Genomic DNA, 26,591 nt, shown 5'->3' with positions numbered 1-26,591 from the left:
ACTGCGCGCCTCGGTCGATGCCGTCCTCGGAGGCCGTCGGCGGCGGCCGGTCTCGGAGGACGGCATCGGCCGCCCCAGAGCAGTTCACGCCCCACACCCCTAGCCCCTCTCCACGAGGGAGAGGGGAACCGCGTCGCGGCCTTCGCGACGGCCCGGCTCATCTCTCCCCCCGCGGGCGCGCCTGCGCCAGCAGCGCCAGGCGGCGGCGGGCTTGTGCGTCGTCGAGGGCGGCGGGCGGGAGCCGTCTGCGCCAATTCGGGTGCTCGTCGAGGGTTCCGGGCAGGTTCGGCTGCTCGACGAGGCCGTGCAGGTCCTCCGCCGGAAGGATCGCGAGGTCGGACGCCGTGCGCGCCACGAACCCGAGCGCGGCGTCGACGACCGCGTCCGTCTCCTCCACCGGCGGCGGGTCCCCCGCGGCGGTGCCGGCGGCGACGAAGGCGTCCCACAGCCTCCCGCGATCGGCGTCGCGCTCGGCCTGCTGCGTCTCGTGGAAGGACGCGTCGCCGTGGCCGACGCGCGCGCGCCAGGCGACGTCGTTGCCGCGCCACCAGCCGGCCACGGTGGGCAGGTCGTGCGTCGTCGTCATCGAGGCGGCGTGGCGGGCGTAGGCGTCGGGCGGCGTGTAGCCGCCGTGCCAGTCGCGCTCGAACCAGAGCACCCGCATGCCCAGCACGCCGGCGCGGTCGAGCTTCGGCCGGAAGCCGGGCGGCACCGTGCCGAGGTCCTCGCCGATCACGAGCCCGCCGGAGCGATGCGACTCGAGCGCGACGAGCCGCAGCATGTCCTCCTCGGGATAGGAGATGTAGCAGCCCTCGTGGGGCGTCATGCCCTGCGGCACGACCCAGAGGCGTCGAAGCCCCATCGCGTGGTCGATGCGCACGCCGCCGGCGCAGCGCAGCGCCGCGCGCAGGGTGGCGAGGAAGGGCGCGAAGCCCGTCGCCTGGAGCGCGCGGGGCGAGAAGTTGGTGAGCCCCCAGTCCTGGCCCGTCGGCCCGAGCAGGTCCGGCGGCGCGCCGATGGAGAGGCCGTCGAGCACGTCCTCGCGCCGCGACCAGACATGGCTGCCCCCGCCGTCCATGCCCACCGCGAGGTCCGCGACGAGGCCGATCGCCATGCCCGCGCCCTTCGCCCGCGCCTGCGCGTCCGACAGCGAGCGCTCGGCGAGCCATTGCAGGAAAGCGTGGAAGACGACCTCGTCCACGTGCGCGCGGCAGAAGGCCTCGACGGCGGCGCTGCCGGGGTCCCGGTACGGCTCCGGCCAGTCGTGGAAGCCCGCGCCGCCGAGATGCGCATGCAGCGCCTCGTAGCGGGCGTGGTTCTCGAGCAGCGTGCCGCCGGCGGCGCGGAAGGCGGCGAAGTCGGCCCGGTGCCGCGCGTCGCCCGACGCCGCGAAGCGCTCGTAGAGCGCCCGCAGCCGCGCGAGCTTGATGCGCGCACCGGCCTCCCAGTCGACGAGGTCGCCAATCGGCGGCGCCTCGCCGGGGAGGTCCGCGTCGCCGAACACCGCCGTCGGGTCCGCGTAGAGGACGTTGTGGAACAGGCGCGTCGAGGGCGAGTAGGGGCTGAAGCGCGTCGCGTCCGCCGCGAAGCCGGCGTGCGACGGGCTCATCGCCACGACGTCGGCGCCGCCCCGCCCGGCGGCCTCGCAGAAAGTCGCGAGGGACCCGAAGTCGCCGAACTCCTCCCCCGCCCGCGGCGGCAGCGAATAGATCTGCGCGGCGATGCCGAAGATCGGCCGCCCACCCGCGGCGTCCTCCACCCGCACCCCGTGCTCCGGCGCGACCGCGAGCGTGAGATGATGGTCGCCGATCTCGAGGCCGTGATAGCCGGGCTCCAGCACCGGCGGCAGGCTCATGCCGCCGGCGGAGGGGGCGAGGCGCATCTCGTGCCGCCCGCCGTGCTCGTGGCGCAGCACCGCGACGGCGCTCTGCGCGAACGCGGGCGGCAGCGGCGTGGGCTGGCCGACCTCGGTCGTGAGGAAGGCGAGCCCCGCGCCGGCCTCCTCGCGCAGGCGCGCGCGGCTGTCGGCGACCTCGCCGTCGCTCTGGGCGGGGAGGCCCATCGCGGCGAGCACCCGCCGCAGCGTCTCCGGCGAGACCTGCTGCGGGCGGCCCTTGAAGTCGTCCCAATGGATGTGCAGGCCCGCCTCCTCGGCGAGCGCGTGGAGCGCGTCGGCCATCAGGCGGCCTCCAGCCAGGCGATGGTGGTGTGGGCGGGAATGCCGCCATCGGCGAGCGGCGCGCCGACGACGACGAAGGGCTCGGCCTCGGGCACGGACGCCCCCCCGAGCGGCGCGGGGATCGCCCCGAGGTTCGCGAGCAGCGTCAGCCGCGCACCGTCGCCCATGCGCCAGCGCCCGACGACGGCCTTCTCGCCGACGACCTCGGCGCCCTCGGCCCGCGCCCCCTTCAGCCGTGGGGCGATCCGCTCGGCGCGTGCTGCGAGGAGGCGGCGGTAGAGCGCGAGCACGGCCGCGTCGCCGCCCTCCCCCGCCACCTTCGGGCGCGAGCGCGCGAAGGTCTCGGGCGCGTTCGGGTCGGGGATGCGTGCGCGGGTCTGCGGATCCGCGAATTCCGGGAAGGCCTCGAACTCGCGCCGCCGCCCCTCGCGCACGGCGTCGGCGAGGGCGTCGTGGTAGTCCGTGAAGAACAGGAACGGGTCCTTCGCCCCGGTCTCCTCGCCCATGAAGATCATCGGCAATTGCGGGCAGAGCAGGTGGAGCGCGACCGCCGCGTCGAGCGCCTCGCGCGCGACGAGCGCGGCGAGCCGGTCGCCGAAGGCGCGGTTGCCGACCTGGTCGTGGTTCTGGATGTGGCTGACGAAGGCGGTCGGCGGCAGGTGCCCCGACGGCGCCCCGCGCGGGCCGCCCTCGCCGTTCTCGGGGGCCTGCCCCTGGTAGACGAACCCCTCCTTCAACGCGCGCGCGAGCTTGCCCGCGGTGTCGCGGCTGTAGTTGCCGTAGTAGGACTGGTCCTCGCCGGTGAGCATCACATGAACGCAATGATGGAAATCGTCGTTCCACTGCGCATCGATGTCGCGCGCGAGATGGCCGGGATCGTTCTCCTCGTTCTCGAGCACGAGATGCACGTGTCGCCCGGGCTCGATCGTACGCCGGACCTCGGCGGCCATCTCGTCGAGCCAGTCCTTCTCGCGGATCTGGTGGACGGCGTCGAAGCGCAGGCCGTCGATGCGGTACTCCATCAGCCACATCAGGACGTTGTCGGCGAAGTAGCGGCGGACCTCCCGGCGGCGGAAGTCGATCGCGGCGCCCCAGGGCGTCTGGACGTCGTCGCGGAAGAAGGGCTCGGCGAAGGCGTGGAGGTAGTTCCCCTCCGGCCCGAAATGGTTGTAGACGACGTCCAGGAAGACCTGCAGCCCGAGCCCGTGGGCCTCGTCGACGAGGCGCTTGAGGTCGTCGGGCGTGCCGTAGGCGGCATCCGGCGCGTAGGGCAGCACGCCGTCGTAGCCCCAGTTGCGCGCACCGGGAAACGCCCCGATCGGCATCAGCTGGAGCGCGGTGACGCCGAGGTCGGCCAGCGCCGGGAGGTGGGCACGCATCCCGTCGAAGCCGCCGAGCAGGCCCGGGTGCGCCTCGTAGAGCACGAGCTCCTCGAGCGGCCGGCCCATCCAGGCGTCGTTCTTCCACGCGTAGGCGTGCGGGTCGACCACGAGCGAGGGATCGTGCACGTCGCCGCGCTGCGCCTTCGAGGCGGGGTCGGGCACGGCGAGGCCGTCGTCGAGCCGGTAGCGGTAGGGCGTGCTCGCACCGCAATCGACCTCGACGGCGAACCAGCCGGCGTCCTCTTTCTCCATGGGCACGGGTGCGCGCCCCTCGATCACGAGGTGCGGCTGCCGCTGGATCGGCGCCCACAGGCGAAAGCGCGTGCGACCGGGTGAGACCAGGCTCGCGCCCCAGAGCGTGGGGTGTGAATGGCGGGCCATCGGGGGTGTCCTCGTCGGAGGGTTCGGGTCAGTCGACTCGCGAATGAAGTGGACGTCTCCTCCCCGCAGGGGAGGACGGAGGCCGAAGGCCGGAGGGTGGGGTGGGCGGCGGGCCGGCGCGCCGGCACGGTCGAACGGCCCCACCGCCCGCGCTGCGCGCGGACTCCTCCCCTCCGGGGAGGACGCAGGTGCGGCGTGCCGGCGCGCTCATCACCCACCCTCCGCCGGGATCGTCGCGGCGACGAGGACCGCGGCGCGGTCGAGCACCTCGTAGGCGGGCTCGCCGAGGCTCTCCTCGGGGCGGTCCGGGTCGGCGGAATCGATCAGGAGTCGCCAGCCGTCGGCGGGACCGGGGAGCGTGAAGCGGATCGTCTCGTCCGAGCCGTTGAGCAGGAAGGCGACGATCTCGATCGCGCCGTCGTCGCGGCGCATGGCCCGGCGCATGACGAGCGCGCGCTTCTCGTGGTCGTTCCAGTCCTCCGGCGAGGGCGTGCCGCCGTTCTCGTCGAACCAGTCGAGGTCGCGGATACCCTCGGCGATCTCCTGGCCGTAGAGGAAGCGCCGGCAGCGGATGATCGGGTGCTCGCGCCGGATCGCCGCGAGCCGCGCCGTGAACGCGGTGAGCGCCTCGCCCGCGTCCGAGCGCGCCACGCTCCAGTCGAGCCAGGAGATCTCGTTGTCCTGGGCGTAGGCGTTGTTGTTGCCGCCCTGCGTGCGCCCGAACTCGTCGCCCGCGAGGATCATCGGCGTGCCCAGCGCCGCGAAGACCGTCGTGAGCAGCGAGCGCATCACGCGGGTGCGCACGGCGAGGATGTCGGGATCGTCCGTCGGTCCCTCCACGCCCCAATTGCGGGAGTGGTTGTCCGAATGGCCGTCGCGATTGTCCTCGCCATTGGCCTCGTTGTGCTTCTCCTCGTACGCCACGATGTCGGCCAGCGTGTAGCCGTCGTGGGCGGCGACGAAGTTCACGGAGGCCCATGGCCGCCGCGCGCGCCTGTCGAAGAGGTCGCCCGAGCCGGAGAGCCGCGCCGCGAGGTCCGAGCGCAGGCCGCCGTCGCCCTTCCAGTAGCGCCGCACGCCGTCGCGGAAGCGGTCGTTCCACTCCGCGAAGGACGGCGGATGGTGGCCGAGCTGGTAGCCGCCCGGGCCGATGTCCCAGGGCTCGGAGATCAGCTTCTTGCGCGAGAGGATCGGGTCCTGCCGCAGCGCGTCGAAGAAGCCCGCGCCGGGGTCGAAACCGTGCGGCTCGCGGCCCAGCGTCACGCCGAGATCGAAGCGGAAGCCGTCGACCCGGTAGGACGTCGCCCAGTACCTCAGCGAGTCCATCACCATCTGCAGAACGCGGGCGTTCGACAGGTTCATCGTGTTGCCGGTGCCCGTGTCGTTGATGCAGTGGCGCGGGTCGTCGGGCAGCAGGCGGTAGTAGCTGTAGTTGTCGAGCCCACGCCAGGAGAGCGTCGGCCCGAGCTCCCCGCCCTCGCAGGTGTGGTTGTAGACGACGTCGAGGATCACCTCGATCCCGGCCGCGTGCAGGCGGCGGATGGCGATGCGCAGGTCGTTGTTGTCGCCGCCCGGCATGATGTAGCGCGGCTCGGGGGCGAAGAACGAGAGCGTGTTGTAGCCCCAGTAGTTGGTCAGCCCCTTCTCCTGCAGGAACCGGTCCTGGAGGAAGGCGTGGATCGGCAGGAGCTCGATCGAGGTGACGCCCAGCCTCTTGAGGTGCTCGATCACGGCGGGGTGCGCGAGCGCGGAATAGGTGCCGCGCTCGGGGATGCGCACGTCGTCGAGGAGCTTGGTGAGCCCCTTCACGTGCGCCTCGTAGATCACCGTCTCCGACCACGGCACGTTCGGCGCCCGGTCGTCGCCCCAGGAGAACGAGTCGTCGACGACGACGGCCTTGGGCACCGCCGGCGCGCTGTCGCGCCGGTCGTAGGAGAGGTCCGCCCGCGGCGAGAGCACGCGGTAGCCGAACAGCGCGTCCGTCCAGCGGGTCTCCCCGTGGAGCGCCTTGGCGTAGGGGTCCACGAGGAGCTTGTTGGGGTTGAAGCGGTGGCCGCGCTGGGGCTCGTAGGGCCCGTGCGCCCGAAAGCCGTAGAGCAGCCCCGGCTTCACGTGCGGCAGGTAGCCGTGCCAGACCTCGTCCGTCCACTCGGGCAGGTCGTAGCGCGCGATCTCCCGCCGGCCGGTCGGGTCGAAGATGCACAGCTCGATGCGCTCGGCATGCGCCGAGAACACGGCGAAGTTCACGCCGAGCCCGTCCCAGGTCGCGCCGAGGGGATAGGCGGAGCCGGGAGAGAGCCGGTCGGGGAGAAGGGGCATGGATTCCTCAGGCCTGATGGCGGAAGACGACCGCCGCGAGCGGGGGTAACGTGATACCGACCGAATGGCTCCGCCCGTGCGCGGGAATCGCCTCCGTACGCACCGCCCCGGCATTGCCGAGATTGGTCCCGCCGTAGATCTGCGCGTCCGTGTTGAGGATCTCGCTCCAGGTGCCGCCCTCGGGCACGCCGATGCGGTACTCGTGGCGCGGCACCGGCGTCATGTTGAGCACGACGAGGAGCGGCTTGGCGTCCCCCGTCCCGCGGCGCAGGTAGGCGAAGACGGAGTTCTGCGTGTCGTCGCCCACGATCCACTCGAAGCCCGAGGGCTCCGCGTCCGTCGTGAACAGCGCCGGCTCGCGCGAATAGAGCTTGTTGAGGTCGCGAACCAGCATCTGCAGGCCGGCATGGCTGTGGTTCTTCAGCAGCGCCCACTCGATCTCGCCGTCGTGGTTCCACTCGCGGTGCTGGCCGATCTCGCAGCCCATGAAGAGCAGCTTCTTGCCGGGATGCGTCCACATGAAACCGAAATAGGCGCGCAGGTTGGCGAGCTTCTGCCACTCGTCGCCGGGCATCTTGCCGATGAGGGAGCCCTTGCCGTGCACGACCTCGTCGTGGGAGATCGGCAACACGAACTTCTCCGAGAAGGCGTAGACGAGCCCGAAGGTCAGCTCGTTGTGGTGATACGAGCGGTACAGCGGCTCGCGCTGGATGTAGTGCAGCGTATCGTGCATCCAGCCCATGTTCCACTTGTAGGAGAAGCCGAGGCCCCCCTGCGAGACCGGCTGCGAGACGCCGGGGAAGGCGGTCGACTCCTCCGCGATCGTGATCGCGCCGGGCGCGCGCTCCTGCACGACCTGGTTCATGCGCTTGAGGAACTCGATCGACTCCAGGTTCTCGCGCCCGCCGAAGCGGTTGGGAATCCATTGGTCGTGCTCCCGCGAGTAGTCGCGGTACAGCATCGACGCCACCGCGTCGACGCGCAGCGCGTCCACGTGGAAGGTCTCCGTCCACCACAGCGCCGAGGCGATGAGGAAGCCCTCCACCTCCTTGCGGCCCATGTTGTAGATGTAGGTGTTCCAGTCCTGGTGGTAGCCCTCCCGCGGGTCCTCGTGCTCGTAGAGCGCGGTGCCGTCGAAGCGCGCGAGCCCGTGCGGATCGGTGGGGAAGTGGGCGGGCACCCAGTCGAGGATGACGCCGAGTTCGGCGCGGTGGCAGGCGTCGACGAAGCGCGCGAAGCCCTCCGGCGTGCCGTAGCGCGCCGAGGGCGCGAACAGCGACAGCGGCTGGTAGCCCCAGGAGCCGCCGAAGGGATGCTCCATGATCGGCATCAGTTCGATGTGCGTGAAGCCGAGGTCGGCGACGTAGGGGATCATCGTGTCGATCAGCTGGTCCCAGTCGAGCGTGCCCTGGGGCTCGCCCTCCGGCCGCAGCCAGGAGGCGGGATGCACCTCGTAGACCGCCATCGGCCGCGTCGGCGCCTGGCGCGCGCCGCGCTTGGCCATCCACTCCTCGTCCGTCCACCGGAAGGCGTGGGGCGCCGCGACGATGGAGGCGGTGGCCGGCGGCGTCTCGGTGCGGCGCGCCAGCGGATCCGCCTTGGGCGGGAGCGTCTCGCCGTGCTTGCCGACGATCTCGTACTTGTAGCGCTCGCCCGGGCCGATACGCGGCACGAACAGCTCCCACACCCCGGCGGAATGGCGCAGCCGCATCGGATGGCGCCGCCCGTCCCAGGAGTTGAAGTCGCCGATCACCGAGACGCGCCGGGCGTTGGGCGCCCAGACGGAGAAGGCGACGCCCTCCACGCCCTCGTGAGTCGTCGGCTGCGCGCCGAAGCGCTCGGCGAGGTCCCAGTGGGCGCCCTCGGAGAACAGGTGCAGGTCGAGGTCGCCGAGCACCATGCCGAAGGAATAGGGATCCTCGGTCTCCTGGACCGTGCCGGGCCAGGTGACGCGCAGCATGTAGCGCTCGCGCCGTGAGACGAGCCCGGCGTAGAGGCCCTCGCGCACCTGGTTCAAGCGCCCGAGGGTCTCGCCGTTCTCGCGCGAGACGACCTCGACCGCCTCGGCACCGGGAAGGAAGGCGCGCACCGCGGGGCCCTGCCCCGTGTCGTGCATGCCCAGGAAGGCGAACGGATCGGTGAGGCGCCCGGCGAGCGCCTCCATCGCCGCGGCCTCGACGCCCTCGATCTCCGGTGCGTGCGTGGCTTGGGTCATCAGGATGGCTCCTCGTTGGCGTTGAGCAGGCGCTCGGCCACGTGGGCGAACCCGTTGAGCGGGACGTCCAGCCACGCCGGCCGGTTGGCCGCCTCGTAGGTGATCTCGTAGGCCGCCTTCTCGAGCACGAAGAGGTCGAGGAGCGCCGGGTTGGGGATGCCGTCCGGGTCGACCTCGGCGTAGCCGGCGAGGAAGGCGTCCTCGGCGACCCGGCGGAAGAGCGAGCGCAGCTGCGCGCCGCGCGCCTCCGTCATCGGCCCCTGCGGGGTATGGCGGTGCTTCTTGAGGTTCGAGGCCGCGTAGTCGAACGAGCGGATGACGCCAGCCACGTCGCGCAACGGGCTCGCCTTGGCCCGGCGCTCGGCGATGGGCTTGGCCGGCTCGCCCTCGAAGTCGATGATCATCACGTCGCTGCCGGCTACCAGCACCTGCCCGAGATGCAGGTCCCCGTGGACGCGGATGCGACGCGTGCCGGCCAGAGCGGCGGCCTTCTCGTCGACGAGGGCGAGCAGCCGCTCGCGGTTGTCGAGCAGGAGGCGCGCCTGCGCGGCGTCCTCCTCGTTCTCCCACGCGCCGTAGGCTTCGATCGCGGCGAAGGCCGCCGCGAGCTGACCGCTCACGCTCGCGCGCACCCGCTCCGCCTCGGCGGCGTCCGCGGTCTCGGGGCGGAAGTCCGGATCGTCCGTCTCGCGGCCGAGGATCGCGTGCATCTCCGCGAGCCGCCGGCCGAGGTTGCCGGCGAAGGCGGCGTAGGTCTCGAAGCGGTGGCCGTTCTCCTCCTCGTCCTCCTCGGTGTGGGCCGAGAGTTCGTCGATCGTTCGGTCGAGGTAGTTCAGCGTCCACTGCCAGCCGTCGCCCTGGTTGAGCACGAAGCCCTGGACGATGGCGAGCGTCGTCGGCGTGCCGTCGGCGGCGACGTGGACCGCCTCGCCGAGCAGCGGCGGCGCGTTGGCAAAGCCGTTCTCGGTGAGGTAGCGGCTCATTTCCGCTTCCGGATGGACGCCGGACGTGAGCTTGCGCAGCAGCTTGAACACCGCCCGGCGGCCGACGATCAGCGTCGAGTTCGACTGCTCGGCGGTGAGCCACTCGATCTCGGCGTCGGCCTCCGGCGCGTGCGCGGCGAAGTGCGACGTCGCTCGGAAGCGGATCTCGCCCGTTTCCGTCCGCAGCACGCTCTCCTCCGCGAGACCCGACGTCAGCGCGCGGGCGAAGCCCGGCATCGTGAACCCGTCGGTGAGGTAGCCCACCCGCCGGCCCATGCGCACGCGCGCCATCGCGAGTTGCGGCGCGAAGGGCGCCGGCTGCTCGTCGTCCCACGAGATCGCGAGCGGCAGGGCGTAGCGCTCCGCGCCGGCCGCCGTCGTGATCTCGACGAGCGACATCAGGATGTCCTTGCCCGCGCCCGGCAGCGGCATCGCGCCGGTCAGCTCCACCGTCTCGATCGCCTGGTCCTTGCGCTGGAACCAGCGCCTGTGCGGCGCATAGCCCGGCAGCACGTCGCGCACGAGCGTGTCGCGGGCCTTGCCCTCGACCACCTCGGCGACGCCGCGACGCACCACGAAGGTCAGGTGCTCGGGCTCGATGCCCGCGGTCGCCGTCGACCATTGCGGCGGCTCGACCGTCTGCGAGAGCTGGAACCAGTAGAAGCCGTAGGGCGGCAGCGTGAGCAGGTAGGGCAATTGCCCCACCTGCGGGAAGGAGGCGCCGCCGGAGAGCTCGACCGGGGTGCGCCCGGCGAACTCCGCGAGGTTGAGCTCCACCGCCTGGGCCTGGCGCGAGACGTTGGCCACGCACAGGATCGTGTCGCCGTCGAGCTCGCGCAGGTAGGCCAGGATCTTGCGGTTCGCCGGCCTCAGGAAGCGGATCGTGCCGCGCCCGAAGGACGGATGTTGCTTTCGCACAGCGAGCATGCGGCGCGTCCAGTTCAGCAGCGAGGACGGGTCGCGCTCCTGGCTCTCGACGTTGACGCGGTCGTAGCCGTAGAGCGCGTCCTGGATCGGCGGCAGCGTCAGCCGCGCGGGGTCCGCACGCGAGAAGCCGCCGTTGCGGTCCGGCGACCATTGCATCGGCGTGCGCACGCCGTCGCGGTCGCCGAGGAAGATGTTGTCGCCCATGCCGATCTCGTCGCCGTAGTAAATCACCGGCGTGCCGGGCATGGTCAGGAGAAGCGAGTTCATCAGCTCTATGCGCCGGCGGTCCCGCTGCAGCAGCGGCGCGAGGCGCCGGCGGATGCCGAGGTTGATGCGCGCGCGCGTCTCCGACGCGTAGGTGTTCCAGAGGTAGTCGCGCTCCTTGTCGGTCACCATCTCGAGCGTCAGCTCGTCGTGGTTGCGCAGGAAGATCGCCCATTGGCACTTCTCGGGGATCTCCGGCGTCTGGCGCATGATGTCGGTGATCGGGAAGCGGTCCTCCTGCGCGATCGCCATGTACATGCGCGGCATCAGCGGGAAGTGGAACGCCATGTGGCATTCGTCGCCGTCGCCGAAATAGTCCTGCGTGTCCTCGGGCCACTGGTTCGCCTCGGCGAGCAGCATGCGGTCCGGGTAGGCGGCGTCGAGCTCGGCGCGGATCTTCTTGAGGATGTCGTGCGTCTCGGGAAGGTTCTCGTTGTTCGTGCCCTCCCGCTCGACGAGATAGGGCACCGCGTCGAGCCGCAGCCCGTCGACGCCCATGTCGAGCCAGAAGCGCATGATCGACAAGACCTCCTTCAAGACCCTCGGGTTGTCGAAGTTGAGGTCCGGCTGGTGGCTGTAGAAGCGGTGCCAGAAGTACTGGTTCGCCACCGGGTCCCAGGTCCAGTTCGACTTCTCGGTGTCGAGGAAGATGATCCGCGTACCGGAATACTTCTTGTCGTCGTCGGACCAGACGTAGAAGTCGCGTGCCGCCGAGCCGGGCCTCGCCCGGCGCGCCTTCTGGAACCAGGGGTGCTGGTCGGACGTGTGGTTGATCACGAGCTCCGTCACCACCCGCAGGCCGCGCGCGTGCGCCTCCTCGACGAAGCGCTTGAAGTCGCGCGCCTTGCCGTATTCCGGATGGACGTTGCGGTAGTCCGCGATGTCGTAGCCGTCGTCGCGCCGGGGCGACGGGTAGAACGGCAAGAGCCAGATACAGGTGACGCCGAGCTCGGTGATGTAGTCGAGCTTCTGCAGCAGCCCCTCGAAATCGCCGATCCCGTCATTGTTGGAATCGAAGAACGATTTCACATGCAGCTGATAGATCACCGCATCCTTGTACCAGAGCGGATCGGTGTTCGTGATGAGCGACTTCTTGCGCGCCAAGTCATGCCCCCTGATGCGGTCGGATACGCCAGATGACGAAGGGATGGTCGAACGGGTCGAGGCGAATGTGCTGCGTCTTGCCGTGCCAGACGAAGGCGCGGTCCGCGATCAGGTCCTCGACCATCACGGCGCCGTCGTCGGGCAGGCCGAACTCCCAGAGCGGGACCTCGAAATCGCAGGCGTTCGCCACGTGCGGATTGAGGTTGACCATGACGAGGATCATGTCGTCGCCCTCGCGGGAGGGCTTGCCCCAGTACAGGATCTCGTCGTGGAATGCATTGTAGAAACGCGTGTTGGTGTGCGTGTGCAGTGCCGGGTTGGCGCGCCGGATCCGGTTGAGCCGCGTGATGTCGGCGACGATGTTCCCGGGCATCGAGAAGTCGCGCGCCTTGATCTCGTACTTCTCCGAATCCTTGTACTCCTCCTTGCCCGGTACGGGCTCGCCCTCGAGCACCTCGAAGCCGGAATACACGCCCCACAGCCCGCCGAGCGTCGCGGCGAGGCAGGCGCGCACGAGGAAGCCGGCGCGCCCGGAACTCTGGAGGTAGTACGGGTTGATGTCCGGCGTGTTGACGAACAGGTTGGGGCGGAAGAAGTCCTTGGGCGCCTCGGTCGCCAGCTCCTCGAAGTAGGATTGCAGCTCCCACTTCGTGTTGCGCCAGGTGAAGTAGGTGTAGGACTGCGTGAAGCCGAGCTTGGCGAGCCCGTACATCATCTTCGGCCGCGTGAACGCCTCCGACAGGAAGATCGCATCCGGGTACTGCGCCTTCACGTCGGCGATCATCCATTGCCAGAACGGTAGCGGCTTGGTGTGCGGATTGTCGACGCGGAAAGTGCGCACGCCTTCCTTGCACCAGAACAGCACGATGTCGCGCAGGGTCGTCCACAGGTCCGGAACGGCGTCCGGCTTGTAGAAGTCGACGTTGACGATGTCCTCGTACTTCTTGGGCGGGTTTTCCGCGTACTTGATCGAGCCGTCCGGTCGGTAGTCGAACCAGCCCGGGTGCTCCCGGAGCCACGGATGGTCCGGCGAGCACTGGATGGCGAAGTCGAGGGCGATCTCGAGCCCGTGCTCCTCGGCCGCCTCGCGCAGCGCGCGGAAGTCCTCGAACGTGCCGAGTTCGCGATGCAGCGCGTCGTGTCCGCCCTCCGGCGAGCCGATGGCGTAGGGCGAGCCGGGATCGTCCGGGCCCGGCGTGAGGGTGTTGTTCTTGCCCTTGCGGTTCTTCCTGCCGATCGGGTGGATCGGCGGGAAGTAGAGCACGTCGAAGCCCATGTCGCGCACCCGCGGAAGGTGCGGGATCACGTCCCGCAGCGTGCCGTGGCGATGGACGTCGCCGCTCATCGAGCGGGGGAACAACTCGTACCAGCTCGCGAAATGCGCCTGCGTCCGGTCGGCCTCGATCGGCTGCACGAACGAGCGGGACGCATGCGGACGGTCGTCCGCCTCGCGCATCAGCGCGCGCGCCTGCGGGGCGAGCAGCACGTGCACGCGGTCGTCGCCCTCGGCACGATCGAACCGCGCGAGAATCTCCTCCAGCCCCGAGGCGAGCTCGCCGGTGGACCGCTTGCGGGCGGCGTCGAGGTGCTGGCGGCCCTCGATCAGGTCGAGCTGGTAGTCCACGTTGGCGTCGAACTTCTTCGTCAGGTCGCGGCAGAAGGTCCGGTAGACGTCGTGCCACGCCTCCACGACGTACTCGTGCCGGCCCATGCGCTCGAGGAAGAGCATGCCCTGGAAGCGATCGTTGCCGATCGGCTCCATCGGCGCGCGACGCCACGTGTCCTCGTCGACGGCGCGCCATTGCAGCTCGACGCCGAGGACCTCGTGACCGTCCATCAGCGCGTCGGCCTCGACGACCATCACATCGCCGACGACGCGCTTGACCGCGTAGCGCCCTTCGTCGACGGAAGGCGCGAGGTTGTCGACGAGGATGCGCGGCCACTTGGTGGCCGCCGTCGTGACCGCCCGCTTGCCCGGCTGGCGGCCGACCTTCACGGGCGCCGCACGCTCGGCACGAGCGACGAAGGCCTCGCCGGGATGGAGCGCGATCAGGTCCCCCGCCGAGGCGGTGACGTCCGAGGCGCCCGCCTCCACCGGGGCGAAGGCGCCGAACGTGCCGCCCATCTGCCCGCGCAGCTTCGCCGCGAAGACGTCGTTGGGCTCGTAGAGGTCCGGGTTGACGGCGACGAGCAGCGCCTCCTCGGCGATCCGCGGGTCGCGCGCCGTTCGCAGGAAGCCGGTGACGCGCGCGGAGGGGCCGGTGAGCGGGCGCAGCATCGGCCGCTCGCGCAGGAGCGGCGTTCTCGCCACGAGCCGGTTCACCCGCTCGACCATCTCCGTCAGGTCGAAGGGCGCCTCGGCGGCGGCGCGGTCGTAGTCCTCCGGCGTCGACACCACGGCGTCCATCGGCCGGCGCGCGGCGACCTCGACGCCCATCGGCGCGAGCAGTCCGCAGCCGAGCGCGGCGGCGGCGTGGAGCGCCCGGTCGTAGGCCGGACGAAGCCCGCGATTGTCGCGCACGCGCTCGGCGAGCCGCGTGGCGAAGGGCGCCTCGACGGTCGCGATCGGTGGGGCGATCGAGGCGAGCGCCTCGTGCTCCTCCAGGTACCAGCCGGCGCGGTAGTCCCACCAGGCGAGCGAGGTCAGCGTGTGGTCGAAGCCGACGCCCCGCAGGCCGAAGATGTCGGGCCGGGGCACGCCCGTCGTGTCGGCGACGAAGAGCGTGTCGCGCTTCACGTCGCGCGCCGCCGTCATCAACCGGCCCCACAGGCCCGCCGTCGGCGCGGCCGGCTTGAGCGCGCGGTAGCCCGCCACGCCGCTCTCGGCATAGGCCGCGAGCCTCGGCGTCCAGAACTGCGCGAGCCGATCGCCGCAGGCGTCGGCGATGCGCGACATCGCGGTGCCCTGCGGGCTCGCGGGATGGCGCGGGTCGATGATGCCCATCGGCGTTTCGCGCCGCACGGTGAAGCAGTCCGGAGCCGCTTCGACGAAGGGGTGCTCCAGCGCGAAGCTCTGCGGCGCGATATCGAGCATCACCGAGAGCCCGCGTGCGCCCGCCTCGTCGACGAGCCAGCGAATCACGTCGGCCGCGCCGTAGTCGGTCTCGAGGCCGGGGTGGGCCGCGTCGTGATCGGCGGGGAAGAAGACGTCGCCGGCCCGCCCTGGGGCGTAGATCGGCGAGAGGAGCACGTGGTCGAAGCCCAGGCGGCGCACCCGGTCGAAGTGGTCGACGAAGCGCCCGAGCGGCCCGACGAGCCGGTGGTGCATGTAGTAGATGCGCGGCGCTTTCAGGATGGGGGTTTCGGCCATCGTCCCTCGCGTGTTCGCTCGTACTCGTGTCGGCGCCGTCGTCGTCGGCTGGCGTGGCACGCGCGAGGACCGCGCGCGCGGAAAGGTGACGGGCGGCGGCGCCCGGAGGTCGACATCTCGTTTCGCGCGTCGCGAGCCCGGCGGATGCGGGCTCTTCCGGTGGCGGGTCAACACCCCGCCTAGGCGCGGGTTCCCACGGGCTCGCCGAAGCTAAGCAAGAGGACGCCCGTCGCGCAACCCCGCGGCGGGCCGTCGCGGGCCTCGGCTCATCCCAGGCGCCGCCGTGCGAAGGCCTCGGCGACGCCGTTGGGCGAGACGTTCTTCGTCCGCGCCTCGCGCAGGATCGCCTCGATGTTGGCCACCATCGCGGCGAGCCGCTCCTCGAGCCAGCCTGCATCCGTGCGCCGCTCGATCTCGCGGGCGACGTTGATGATGCCGCCGGCGTTGAGCGCGAAATCCGGGACGTAGAGAATGCCCCGCGCGTGCAGCATCTCGGCGTGCTCGGGCCGCGCCAGCTGGTTGTTCGCCGCGCCCGCCACGATCCGCGCCCCGAGCCGCGGGATCGTCACGTCGTCGAGCACGCCGCCGAGCGCGCAGGGGGCGAACACGTCCGCCTCCACGGCGACGATCTCGTCGGGCGCCACGACGCGGGCGTCGAAGCTGCGCGCGGCATCCGCGAGGCGCGCCGCGTCGATGTCGGCCACGACGAGGCGCGCGCCGGCCCCGTGGAGCAGCGCGCACAGGTGCCGGCCGACGTGGCCGAGGCCCTGCACCGCGACGGTGCGCCCGCCGAGGGCGTCGGAGCCCGTCGCCACCGCGAGCGCCCGCCGCAGGCCCTCGAACACCCCGCGGGCCGTGACGGGCGAGGGATCGCCCGAGGCGTGCGGGCCGCTCGCGAGGCCGGCCACGTGCGCGGTCGTCTCGCGCACGATCTCCATGTCCTCGACGCTCACCCCAACGTCCTCGGCGGTGGTGTAGAGCCCGCCGAGCGCATCCACGGCGCGGCCGAAGGCGCGCATCAGCGCGGGTGTCTTGTCCGTGCGCGGGTCGGCGATGATGACGGACTTTCCGCCCCCGAGATCGAGCCCCGCCACCGCGTTCTTGTAGGTCATGCCCCGCGAGAGCCTCAGCGCGTCCGCGAGCGCCTCCTCCTCGCCGGCGTACGGCCACATGCGGCAGCCGCCGGCGGCGCGACCCAGGCGCGTCGAGTGCACGGCGATGATGGCCTTCAGGCCGGTCTCGGCATCGTGCGCGAACAGGACGCGCTCGTGGCCGTCGAACTCGGGATGGGCGAATACGGGCACGCGTCGGGTCCTCCTCGCTGTGCGAAACCGCCGGGACCGTGCCCCCGTTCCGACGCACGCACAAGTGTTCCGAAGTTCGCTCGACGCAATCGTGCGGGGGAAACGAAACGCCCCGATTCGGGCTTGCGCTCGGGCGCGGGTTCCGGCAAACGTTGGAGCGTTCGTTATACAGAACGAGATGACCGTCCGATGACTGCTCAGCGCCCCCCGCTCCGCCCGGAAACCCTGGCGGTCCATGCCGCCTCGCATCGCTCGCCGTTCGGCGAGACGTCCGAGGCGCTGTTCCTCACCCAGGGCTTCGTCTACCCGGACATGGAGACGGCGGAGGCGCGCTTCAAAGCCAAGGGCGCGCAGGGGTTCGTCTACTCGCGCTTCGGCAACCCGACGGTCGCGATGTTCGAGGAGCGCATGGCCGCGCTCGAGGGCGCCGAGGCCGCGCGCGCCACCGGCTCGGGCATGGCCGCCGTCGCGGCGGCGCTGATGGGGCCGCTGAAGACGGGCGACCACGTGGTCTCGGGCTCGGTCCTGTTCGGCTCGTGCCGTTTCGTCCTGGCCGAGATCCTGCCCAAGTTCGGCATCACCACCACCTTCGTCGACGGCACCGACCCCGCCGCCTGGCGCGCCGCGGTGCGGCCGGAGACGGCGGCGATCTTCCTCGAGAGCCCCGCCAACCCGACGATGGACCTCGTCGACATCGCCACGATCGCAGGGATCGCGCGCGAGGCGGGCGCGATCCTCGTCGTCGACAACGCGCTCGGCATCCCCACCGTCTCGAACCCGCTCGCGCTCGGCGCGGACGTCGTCACCTACTCGGCGACCAAGCACATCGACGGGCAGGGGCGATGTCTGGGCGGCATCGTGCTCGGTTCGAAGGCCTTCATCGAGGAGCGGATCCAGCCCTGGCTGCGGCACACCGGGCCGGCGCTCTCGCCCTTCAACGCCTGGGTGATGCTCAAGAGCCTCGAGACGCTCTCCCTGCGCGTGTGCCGGCAGGCCGAGAACGCGCTGGCCATCGCCGAGGCGCTGGAGGGCGCGCCGGGCATCGAGCGGGTCCGCTATCCGGGCCTGCGCTCCTCGCCGCAGCACGATCTCTGCCGCCGCCAGATGACCTGCGGCGGCACCGTCCTCGCGCTCGACGTCGCCGGCGGCAAGCGCGGCGCCTTCGCCTTCGGCCGGGCGCTCGAGGTGGTGAAGGTGTCGAACAATTTCGGCGACGCCAAGAGCCTCGTCACCCACCCGGCCACGACCACGCACGAGCGCTTCACGCCGCAGGAGCGCGCCGCGATGGGGATCGGCGAGGGCATGCTGCGCCTCTCCGCGGGGCTCGAGCATCCCGAGGATCTCGTCGCCGACGTCCTGAACGCCGCGCGGGCCGCGGCCGCCGTGGCGGCGGGCTGACGGCACCGGCGGGGTCCGGCGTTTTCGGGTGTCGCCGGCAAGGCCACGGCCGTAGGGTCGCGAGGTGCAAGGAGCCCGCTCGCCATGCTCGACATCGCCCACGTCACAGATCCCGATCTCGACCGCTCGGCCGACGCGCCGGCGACCCCCGCCGTGCTGTGCGCCGACTACGACGTGGTGCGCCGCGTCATCGCCTTCATCTCCGAGAACTGGCGCGACCAGCCCTCGCTCGAGGCGATCGCCGACCACGTCGGCCTCTCGACGAGCCACGTGCACCACCTCTTCCGCCGCTGGGCCGGCCTCTCGCCCAAGGCCTTCCTCCAGGCGATCACCCTCGACAACGCCAAGCGCCTGCTCGACTCCTCCGCGAGCGTGCTCGACACGACGCTGGAGCTCGGCCTGTCGGGACCCGGGCGGCTGCACGACCTGTTCGTCAGCCACGAGGCGATGACGCCGGGCGACTACAAGGCCAAGGGCGCGGGCCTCACGCTCTCCTACGGCTGGCACCCCTCCCCCTTCGGCGAAGCGATCGTGGTGGCGACGCCCCGCGGCCTCGCCGGGCTCGGCTTCGTCGACGAGGGCAATCGCTCCGCCGCCCTCTCCGACATGCGCCGGCGCTGGCCGCGGGCGACGTGGGTCGCCGACCAGGAGGTGACCGCGCCCTACACCGAGCGCGTCTTCGATTCGGGCCGCTGGCGTCCCGACCAGCCCCTCGACGTCGTGCTGATCGGCACCGATTTCGAGGTGCGCGTCTGGCGCACCCTGCTCGGCATCCCCTTCGGCCGCGCCACGACCTATTCCGACGTGGCGCAGACCATCGGCAAGCCCTCGGCGGCCCGCGCGGTCGGCGCGGCGGTCGGGCGCAACCCGATCTCCTTCGTCGTGCCCTGCCACCGCGTTCTCGGCCGCTCGGGCGCGCTGACGGGCTACCACTGGGGGCTGACCCGCAAACAGGCGATCCTCGGATGGGAGGCGGCGCGGATCGTGTGAGGGATCGTCGCGATATTATTTAGGCTTGACTAAATTAGATTATACTCATAGATGGGAGGCATGGGGAGGCTCGATCCGGGCGCCCCGACGAACGAGTCTCGCCTTCCGGAGATTTCCCCCGTGCCATCCTCCCCCACCGAGTTCACCCCCCTCGCCGCCCTCGTCGGCGGCGGGCTGATCGGCCTGTCCTCCGTTCTCCTCATGCTCTTCCTCGGCCGCATCGCCGGAATCATCGGCGTCGCCGCGCGCGCGATGAGCACGGTCGCGGTGCCCGCCGCCGACCGGAACTGGCGCTTCGCCTTCCTCGGCGGGCTTCTCGCGGCAGCACCGCTCGTGTGGCTCGCGACAGGCGAGCCGGTCCGTCAGACCGTCTCCGACGACCTGCCGGTGATGGCGTTGGCCGGCCTCCTCGTCGGCTTCGGCTCGGCGCTCGGCTCCGGTTGCACCTCCGGGCACGGCGTGTGCGGCCTCGCGCGGCTGTCACCGCGCTCGCTCGTCGCCGTGCTCACCTTCATGGCGGCGGCGATCGCGACGGTGTTCGTCCTGCGTCACGTGATCGGCTGAGGGAGGGAAGACCATGCGCAGCCTCGTCGGCTTCCTCGCGGGCCTCCTCTTCGGCGTCGGCCTCGTCGTCTCGGGCATGGCGGATCCCGCCAAGGTGCTCAATTTCCTCGATCTCTTCGGGACCTTCGACCCGAGCCTCGCCTTCGTCATGGGCGGCGCGGTGCTCGTGACCTTCATCGGCTTCCGCCTCGTCCTGCGCCGGCGCGCACCGCTGCTGATGGAGCGTTTCGACCTCCCGGGCACACGGCTGATCGACGGGCGGCTCCTGACCGGCGCTGTCGTGTTCGGCGTCGGCTGGGGCATCGGCGGCTTCTGCCCCGGGCCGGCCATCACGGCGCTGCCGCTGATGGAGCCGGGCACGCTCGTCTTCGTCCCGGCCATGATCCTCGGACTGTGGGCCGGCGTGAAGGTGCGCGAATCCCGCGCCACCTCCGGCGCCCCCGGCCGCGGCGGCGAGGCCTCGCGCACGAGCCGGTCATGACCACCTCTGCAAAGCGTCCGACCGGCCTCGCCCGCGTCCTGCCGATCCTCGACTGGGGCCGGCGCTACGACGCGCGCACCTTCACGAGCGATCTCGTCGCGGCCGTGATCGTGACGATCATGCTGATCCCGCAATCACTCGCCTATGCGCTGCTCGCGGGCCTGCCGCCGGTCGTGGGGCTCTACGCCTCGATCCTGCCGCTCGTCGCGTACGCGATCTTCGGCACGAGCCGGGCGCTGGCGGTGGGGCCGGTGGCGGTGATCTCGCTCCTCACCGCCGCCGCGGTGTCGGAGGTGGCGACGCCGGGCACGGCGGAATACGTCGTCGCCGCGGCGGCGCTGGCGCTGATGTCCGGCTTCATGCTGGTGCTGCTCGGGGTCTTCCGGCTCGGCTTCATCGCCAACCTGCTCTCGCACCCGGTGATCTCGGGCTTCATCACCGCCTCGGGGCTGATCATCGCCGCCTCGCAGCTGAAGCACATCCTCGGCGTCCAGGCCGGCGGCCACACGCTCGTGGAGGTCGGCGCGTCGCTCCTGGCGGCGCTGCCGCAGACGAACCCCTGGACCCTCGCCATCGGCGTCGCGGCGACCGTCTTCCTGTTCTGGGTGCGCTCCGGCCTGAAGCCGGCCCTGCGCCGGCTCGGCCTGTCGGACTACGCGGCCGGCCTCGTCGCCCGCGGCGGGCCGGTGATCGCCGTCGCCGCCAGCATCCTCGCTGTCGTCGCGCTCGACCTCCAGGAGAAGGGCGTCGCCGTCGTCGGCGCGATCCCCGCCGGCCTGCCGCCGCTCTCGCTCCCCATGGTGGAGACGAGCCTGTTCCTGTCGCTGCTGGCGCCCGCGCTGCTCATCTCGGTGATCGGCTTCGTCGAATCGGTCTCCGTCGCGCAGACCCTCGCCGCGAAGCGCCGCCAGTCGATCGTGCCGAACCAGGAGCTGATCGGGCTCGGCGCCGCGAACGTCGTCTCCGGCTTCTCCGGCGGCTACCCGGTGACGGGCGGCTTCGCGCGCTCGGTGGTGAACTTCGACGCCGGCGCAGAGACGCCCGCCGCCGGCGCCTACACGGCGCTGGGGATCGCGCTCGCCTCGCTGTTCCTGACGCCGCTCCTCCACCATCTGCCGATCGCCACGCTCGCCGCGACGATCGTCGTCGCCGTGCTCAGCCTCGTCGACCTCGGCGCGCTGAAGCGGGCCTGGACCTACTCGCGCCACGACTTCGCGCCGATGCTCGCGACGATCGTGGTCACGCTCGGCTTCGGCGTCGAGGCGGGGATCGTGACGGGCGTCGTGCTGTCGATCGCGCTGTTGCTGTGGCGCACCTCGCGCCCGCACATCGCCGTCGTCGGCCAGGTTCCGGGCACGGAGCATTTCCGCAACGTGAAGCGCCACGCGGTCGTCACCGACGAGCGGGTGCTCTCGCTGCGCATCGACGAGAGCCTCCACTTCGCCAACGCCCGCGCCACGGAGGAATTCGTGCTCGAGGAGGTCGCGGCGCGCCCGGCGCTGGCCCACGTCGTCCTGCAATGCACCGCGATCAACGAGATCGACATGAGCGCGCTCGAGAGCCTCGAGCTGATCATGCACCGGCTCGACGCGCAGGGCATCGCGCTCCACCTCTCCGAGGTGAAGGGTCCGGTGACGGACCGCCTCGCCCGCAGCCGGTTCCTGGAGCACCTGACGGGCCGCGTCTTCCTCACCCAGCACCAGGCGATGCTGGCGCTCTCCCCCACGCTGACGCGCGCGGCGACGCGCGGGGAGAGCGCGGCGGCGTGAGGGTCGGCACCCGCAACCTCCCCGCAGGGGAGGACGACGGCCGAAGGCCGGAGGGTGGGGAGGGCGGCGATGCCGCTCGCCTCGCTGTCGAACGGCCCCACCGCCCGCGCGTTCCGCGCGGACTCCTCCCCTCCGGGGAGGAACCGCCGCCCCTCACCCCTCCCCGTTCGTCGCCTTCGGGCCGCCCTTCGAGACGCCGACCATGGCCGGGCGCAGGCAGCGCTCGCCGATGACGTAGCCGGTCTGGACCACCTGGACGACGGTGCCGGAGGGCTTGGTCTCGTCGGGGATCTCGAACATGGCCTGATGCAGGTTCGGGTCGAACTTGTCGCCCACGGGGTCGAGCTTCTTCACGCCGTGGCGCTCGAGCGTGTGGAGCAGGTCGCGCTCGGTGAGCTCGATACCCTCGACGAGCGTCTTCGCCGGCCCCTCGAGGCCCTCGCGGGCGTCGCCCAGGCTCTCCAGCGCCCGGCGCACGTTGTCGGCGGTGCTGAGCATGTCGCGGGCGAAGTTGGTCTTGGCGTAGGTGCGCGCGTCCGCCACCTCGCGCTCGGCCCGGCGCCGGATGTTCTCGACGTCCGCGAGCGCGCGCAGGAGCTTGTCCTTGAGCGCATCGCGCTCGGCCTCGAGCTCCGCGACCCGGCCGGTCGGCCCGCCCGGAGGGCCCCCCTCCATCGCGTGCACGGCCGCAGCGGCGTCGAGCGGGTGCGCGGCGGCGGCCGTCGCGTCGACCCGGGCGTGCTCGTCTTGAGCGTCGTTCTCGGGGTTCTCGGGACGGGAGGCCTGATGGGAGGTCGGCTGGGATGTCTCTCGGGTCATGGGATCCGCTTCGTTTCGTCAACCGGTGGGCGCAGACGACCCTCATATCAGGCCGCACGCGCCGTGAATCAAGCGCGGGCGAGCGCGGGTTCCTTGGGGCGTGCGGCGCGGTCGCGCGCGAGCACGTCCATCACCGCCTTTCGGATGGCGCTCTGGCGCGCGGCCTGGGTCACCTTCCCGCCGGTGAGGTCGGTGACGTAGAACACGTCCACCACCTTCTCGCCGAAGGTCGCGATGTGGGCCGAGGCAATGTTGAGGTTGAGCTTCCCCAGCGCCGTCGTGAGGTCGTAGAGCAGGCCCGGCCGATCGAGGCCCGTCACCTCGAGCACCGTGTGGCGCGAGGAGAGCGCGTTGTCGATGATCACCTCGGGCACGACGTCGAACACGCGCACCCGCTCCCGCGGCTGGCGACGCCCGTCGACGAGATCGGCGATCTTCACCTCGCCCTTGAGCGCGCGCTGGATCGAGCGCGCCACCCGCTCGGCCCGACGCAGCTCGTCCTCGTCGCGCTCGAAAGCGCGCGAGACGAAGATCGTGTCGAGCGCCATACCGTCGGCGGTGGTGAAGATCGCCGCGTCCACGATGTTGCCCCCCGCCGCCGCGCAGGCGCCCGTGAGGATGGCGAGGAGCCGGGGATGGTCCGGCGACAGCACGGTGAATTCGGTCACGCCGCGGAAGGCGTCGGTCTCGTAGGAGACGGCGACCGTCTCCCCGCGGGCCTCCGCGTCGCGGATGAAGTTCGCGTGCTTGACCCGGTAGCGCAGGTCGACCTTGAGCCAGTACGACGGGTAGTGGCGCGCGGCGTAGGCCTCGAAATCCGCCTCCGGCCAGCCGTCGAGTTCGGCGCGCAGGCGCTCCATCGCCATGCGGATGCGCTGGGGGCGCTCGATCTCCGCCGCGCCTCCGCCGAGCACCATCTCCGTCTCGTAGTAGAGCGTCCGCAGGAGCTCGCCCTTCCATCCGGTCCAGACCCCCGGCCCCACCGCGCCGATGTCGCAGACCGTCAGCAGCAGCAGCAGCTTGAGCCGCTCCATGGTCTGCACGATGCCGGCGAAGTCCTGGATCGTGCGCGGGTCCGACAGGTCCCGGCTCTGGGCGACCGTCGACATCAGGAGGTGGTGCTCGACGAGCCAGGCCACGGTCTCCACCTCCGCCGGCGTCAGCCCGAGCCGCGGGCCGAGCTTGCGGGCGATGCGCGCGCCGGCGATCGAGTGGTCCTCCTCGCGCCCCTTGGCGACGTCGTGCAGGAACAGCGCCACGTAGAGCGCGCGGCGGTGCTGGATCGTGTGGATGATCTTGTGCGAAAGCGGATGGTCGGCGTCGAGCCGGCCGGATTCGAGATCCGCCAGCCGCCCGATCGAGCGGATCAGGTGCTCGTCCACCGTGTAGTGGTGATACATGTTGAACTGCATCATCGCCACGATGCGTCCGAAATCCGGCACGAAGCGGCCGAGCACACCCGCCTCGTTCATTCGCCGCAGCACGCTCTCGGGCGCGTTGCGGGACGTGAGTATCTCGAGGAAGAGCTTGTTGGCCCGCGGATCCCGGCGCACCTCCGCGCCGACGAGCTTGAGCTGGCGAGTGGCGAGCCGGCTCGCGTCCGGGTGAATGGCGACGTCGTTGCGGTCCGCATGCCAGAACAGCGCCACGAGGTTCACCGGATCGCGGGTGAAGACGCTCGCGTCCTTGACCGTGATGCGCTCGTTCTCGATGACGAAGTCGCCCGATTGCAGGCGCTTGGCCTTCGGGCGGCGGAAGGAGCCGATGACGCGGTCGAGCATCGGCTTGGGCTTGGCGTGGCGCGCCTCCAGCGCCGCGCAGACGATCGCGGTGAGGTCGCCCACGTCCTTGGCGCGCAGGAAGTAGGCCTTCATGAAGCGCTCGACCTGCGAGAGGCCGACGCGGTCCGAATACTCGATGCGGGCGGCGACCTTCGGCTGCAGGTCGAAGGTCAGCCGCTCCTCGGCGCGGCCGGTGACGAAGTGCATGTGGCAGCGCACGCGCCACAGGAACTCCTCGCAGCGCGCGAACAGCCGGAACTCCTCGAGCGTGAACAGCCCCGCGGCGACGAGCTCCTTGGGGTCACGCACGCGGTAGACGTACTTGCCGATCCAGAACAGCGTGTTGAGATCGCGCAGCCCCCCCTTGCCGTCCTTCACGTTCGGCTCGACGAGGTAGCGCGAGGCGCCCGCGCGGCCCGTGCGCCGGTCGCGCTCCTTTAGCTTGGCCTCGACGAACTCGGCGGCCGTGCCATCCACCACCTCCGCGTCGAAGCGGCGGGTCAGCTCGTCGTAGAGCGGCTCCTCGCCGAGCAGGAGGCGCGTCTCGAGCAGGGCCGTGCGGATCGTCATGTCGGCGCGCGCCTCGCGCACGCACTCGTCCACGGAGCGGGTGGCGTGGCCGACCTTCAGCTTGAGGTCCCACAGGACGTAGAGCATCGCCTCGACGATGCTCTCGCCCCAGGCGGTCTGCTTGTAGGGCAGCAGGAACAGGAGGTCGACGTCCGAGCCCGGCGCGAGCGTGCCGCGGCCGTAGCCGCCGGTGGCGACGATCGCCAGCCGCTCGGCCCGGGAGGGGTTCTCCAGCGGGTAGAGATGACGCGTCACCGCCTCGAAGACGACGCGCACCACGCCGTCCATCATTGCGCAGATGCGCGCCGCGCAGGCGAGGCCGTTGCGCTCGGCGACGAGCCGCTCGTCCTCGCGCGCGAGGCCCGCGTCGATCGCGGCGCGCAGCGCCGGCACGAGCCGCGCCCGAAGGTCACCGGACCCGTCGGGCGGATCGGCGGCGAGATCCGCGAGGACGGCGGAGAGGGACTCTGGCAGGGCGGGCTGCGGCATGGCCCCGTGTTAGCACGGGCGCGGCGGGCGGGGAACGGGGGAGGTCCCCTCCCCCGGGGCGCCGTCTCGAGGCGCGGGCAACGCCGCGCCGTCCTCCGGTCAGCCGTCCTCGGAGCCCGGCGCGCGGGCGATCGGGACGCCGGCGATGCCGTCGCGCTCGTAGATGTCGTCGCGGAACTGGACCGTGCCGTCCGGCGTCGCCCAGGCGGTGATGTAGGTCCAGTAATTGTTCACCGGCCGCGCCAGGCGCACGTCGACCCGCTCGCCGGAGCGGAACGTGTCGTCGATGCGCCCACGATCCCAACCCTGCTCCTGCGCCAGCAGCCAGACCACCAGCTCGCGCACGCTCTGGATGCGCACGCAGCCCGACGAGACGAAGCGGAAGTCGTCGCCGAAGATGCCGCGGGCCGGCGTGTCGTGCATGTAGACCTGCTCGGTGTTGGGCATGTTGATGCGCACGAAGCCCAGCGAGTTGAACTCGCCGCCGGGGTCCTGGCGGAACACGTAGCGCGTGCCCTCGTCGGAGAACCAGTTCACCGCCTCCGGCGCGATCTCCTCGCCCCGGTGGGTGAAGATGCGGATGCGGTTGTCCGTCAGGTAGGACGGGTTCTGCTGCATCAGCGGGATCAGGTCGCGGCGGATGATCGAGGCCGGCACCGTCCAGAACGGGTTGAAGTTGATCTCGGTGATGCGCGAGTTGAAGATCGGCGACGGCCGGTCGATCTTGCCGACGCCGGCGGCGTGGCGGCTCGCGACGACGCCGTTCTCCACCGCCTCGACGGTGGCCGAGGGCATGTTCACGATGACGTAGCGGTCGCCGAGGCTGCCGGAATAGGCGCGCAGGCGCACCACGTTGAGCTCGAGCTGCTGGAGGCGCACGTCCGCGGGCACGTTCAGCGACACGACGGTCGCGCCGTTGACCGCGCCCGTCGGCGTCAGGCCGTGGCGGTTCTGGACACGCCGCACCGCCGCCTCGACGAAGCTGTCGTAGGCGTCCGCAGAGCCCGCCGCGGGATCGAGGTCTCCGGACTGGATCAGCCGCCGGCGCAGGGCCACCACGCCGGGCGAGCGCGATCCGAGCCCCAGCCGCTCGTCGCCGATCCGGCCCCAGCCGCCGCGGGCGACGATGTCGGCGTAGCGCGCGATCATCTCCTCGGTGGCCGCCAGCGTCTGCGGCGACAGGATCGGCGTATCGATCCGCTCGACGCGGGTGCGGGTGGCCGCGTCGTAGTTCTGGGCCCACTCCGCCTGGTACTGCGCGTATTGCAGCCCCTGGGCGGAGGCCGAGCGGGCGGCGAGGAGGGACGCGAGGGCGAGCGAGCCGTTGGCGAGAAGAGCGCGGCGGGTGATCATCGGGCGGTG

15 protein-coding genes are annotated in these 26,591 nt (G+C 71.3%); 5 read left to right on the top strand and 10 right to left on the bottom strand.

Features of this window, described 5'->3' with window-relative positions; genetic code table 11:
• Nucleotides 1–157: 157 nt before the first annotated feature.
• From malQ to AB9M23_RS20675, 7 genes are all read right to left on the bottom strand, one after another.
• On the bottom strand, nucleotides 158–2,179 hold the full coding sequence (gene malQ / locus AB9M23_RS20705; protein ID WP_372426533.1) for a 4-alpha-glucanotransferase: 2,022 nt from the start codon (nucleotides 2,177–2,179) through the stop codon (nucleotides 158–160).
• Nucleotides 2,179–3,942 carry a malto-oligosyltrehalose trehalohydrolase gene (treZ, locus tag AB9M23_RS20700; RefSeq protein ID WP_372426532.1) on the bottom strand — a complete coding sequence of 588 codons (1,764 nt, stop codon included), beginning with the start codon at nucleotides 3,940–3,942 and terminating at the stop codon, nucleotides 2,179–2,181. The genes malQ and treZ overlap by 1 nt, the downstream gene beginning before the upstream one ends.
• Before the next feature lie 210 nt (nucleotides 3,943–4,152).
• Nucleotides 4,153–6,261 (bottom strand): glycogen debranching protein GlgX, encoded by a 2,109-nt coding sequence (gene glgX, locus AB9M23_RS20695; protein ID WP_372426531.1) that lies wholly within the window; start codon nucleotides 6,259–6,261, stop codon nucleotides 4,153–4,155.
• A gap of 7 nt (nucleotides 6,262–6,268) precedes the next feature.
• Nucleotides 6,269–8,476 carry a 1,4-alpha-glucan branching protein GlgB gene (gene glgB / locus AB9M23_RS20690; protein ID WP_372426529.1) on the bottom strand — a complete coding sequence of 736 codons (2,208 nt, stop codon included), beginning with the start codon at nucleotides 8,474–8,476 and terminating at the stop codon, nucleotides 6,269–6,271.
• A complete protein-coding gene (gene treS / locus AB9M23_RS20685) occupies nucleotides 8,476–11,754 on the bottom strand; it encodes a maltose alpha-D-glucosyltransferase (protein WP_372426528.1) in 3,279 nt (1,092 codons plus the stop codon). Before treS ends, glgB begins: the two co-directional genes overlap by 1 nt.
• Nucleotide 11,755: 1 nt before the next feature.
• Complete coding sequence (locus AB9M23_RS20680; RefSeq protein ID WP_372426527.1) at nucleotides 11,756–15,064, bottom strand: maltotransferase domain-containing protein; 3,309 nt, start codon at nucleotides 15,062–15,064, stop codon at nucleotides 11,756–11,758.
• A 266-nt stretch (nucleotides 15,065–15,330) separates the two neighbouring features.
• The gene (locus tag AB9M23_RS20675; protein ID WP_372426526.1) at nucleotides 15,331–16,368 is read right to left on the bottom strand and encodes a Glu/Leu/Phe/Val dehydrogenase dimerization domain-containing protein; all 1,038 of its coding nucleotides are present in this window, start codon (nucleotides 16,366–16,368) and stop codon (nucleotides 15,331–15,333) included.
• A gap of 189 nt (nucleotides 16,369–16,557) precedes the next feature.
• Here AB9M23_RS20675 and metZ point away from each other — a divergent pair, with 189 nt between their 5' ends.
• From metZ to AB9M23_RS20650, 5 genes are all read left to right on the top strand, one after another.
• Nucleotides 16,558–17,766 (top strand): O-succinylhomoserine sulfhydrylase, encoded by a 1,209-nt coding sequence (gene metZ / locus AB9M23_RS20670; RefSeq protein WP_372426524.1) that lies wholly within the window; start codon nucleotides 16,558–16,560, stop codon nucleotides 17,764–17,766.
• Between the two features lie 84 nt (nucleotides 17,767–17,850).
• Nucleotides 17,851–18,756, top strand: a complete 906-nt coding sequence (locus tag AB9M23_RS20665; RefSeq protein WP_372426523.1) for a methylated-DNA--[protein]-cysteine S-methyltransferase — start codon at nucleotides 17,851–17,853, stop codon at nucleotides 18,754–18,756.
• A gap of 120 nt (nucleotides 18,757–18,876) precedes the next feature.
• Entirely contained in the window at nucleotides 18,877–19,320 is a 444-nt protein-coding gene (locus AB9M23_RS20660; protein WP_372426522.1) for a YeeE/YedE family protein, read from the top strand.
• Nucleotides 19,321–19,333: 13 nt separating this feature from the next.
• The gene (locus AB9M23_RS20655; protein WP_372426521.1) at nucleotides 19,334–19,801 is read left to right on the top strand and encodes a DUF6691 family protein; all 468 of its coding nucleotides are present in this window, start codon (nucleotides 19,334–19,336) and stop codon (nucleotides 19,799–19,801) included.
• Entirely contained in the window at nucleotides 19,798–21,570 is a 1,773-nt protein-coding gene (locus AB9M23_RS20650) for a SulP family inorganic anion transporter (protein ID WP_372426520.1), read from the top strand. The genes AB9M23_RS20655 and AB9M23_RS20650 overlap by 4 nt, the downstream gene beginning before the upstream one ends.
• A gap of 153 nt (nucleotides 21,571–21,723) precedes the next feature.
• On the opposite strand, the gene grpE is transcribed toward AB9M23_RS20650, so the two are convergent.
• The 3 genes from grpE to AB9M23_RS20635 form a co-directional block, all read right to left on the bottom strand.
• Entirely contained in the window at nucleotides 21,724–22,389 is a 666-nt protein-coding gene (gene grpE, locus AB9M23_RS20645) for a nucleotide exchange factor GrpE (RefSeq protein ID WP_372426519.1), read from the bottom strand.
• 68 nt (nucleotides 22,390–22,457) lie between these two features.
• Nucleotides 22,458–25,229: a [protein-PII] uridylyltransferase gene (locus AB9M23_RS20640; RefSeq protein ID WP_372426518.1), complete on the bottom strand. Its 2,772-nt coding sequence runs from the start codon at nucleotides 25,227–25,229 to the stop codon at nucleotides 22,458–22,460.
• 99 nt (nucleotides 25,230–25,328) lie between these two features.
• Complete coding sequence (locus AB9M23_RS20635) at nucleotides 25,329–26,582, bottom strand: L,D-transpeptidase family protein (RefSeq protein WP_372426517.1); 1,254 nt, start codon at nucleotides 26,580–26,582, stop codon at nucleotides 25,329–25,331.
• Nucleotides 26,583–26,591: the final 9 nt, after the last annotated feature.

This window comes from Salinarimonas chemoclinalis, from assembly GCF_041514305.1.
In the GTDB taxonomy this organism is placed as follows: Bacteria; Pseudomonadota; Alphaproteobacteria; order Rhizobiales; family Beijerinckiaceae; genus Salinarimonas; species Salinarimonas chemoclinalis.
The sequence above is the reverse complement of the archived record's forward strand: the minus strand, read 5'-3'. Positions and strand labels throughout refer to the sequence as shown.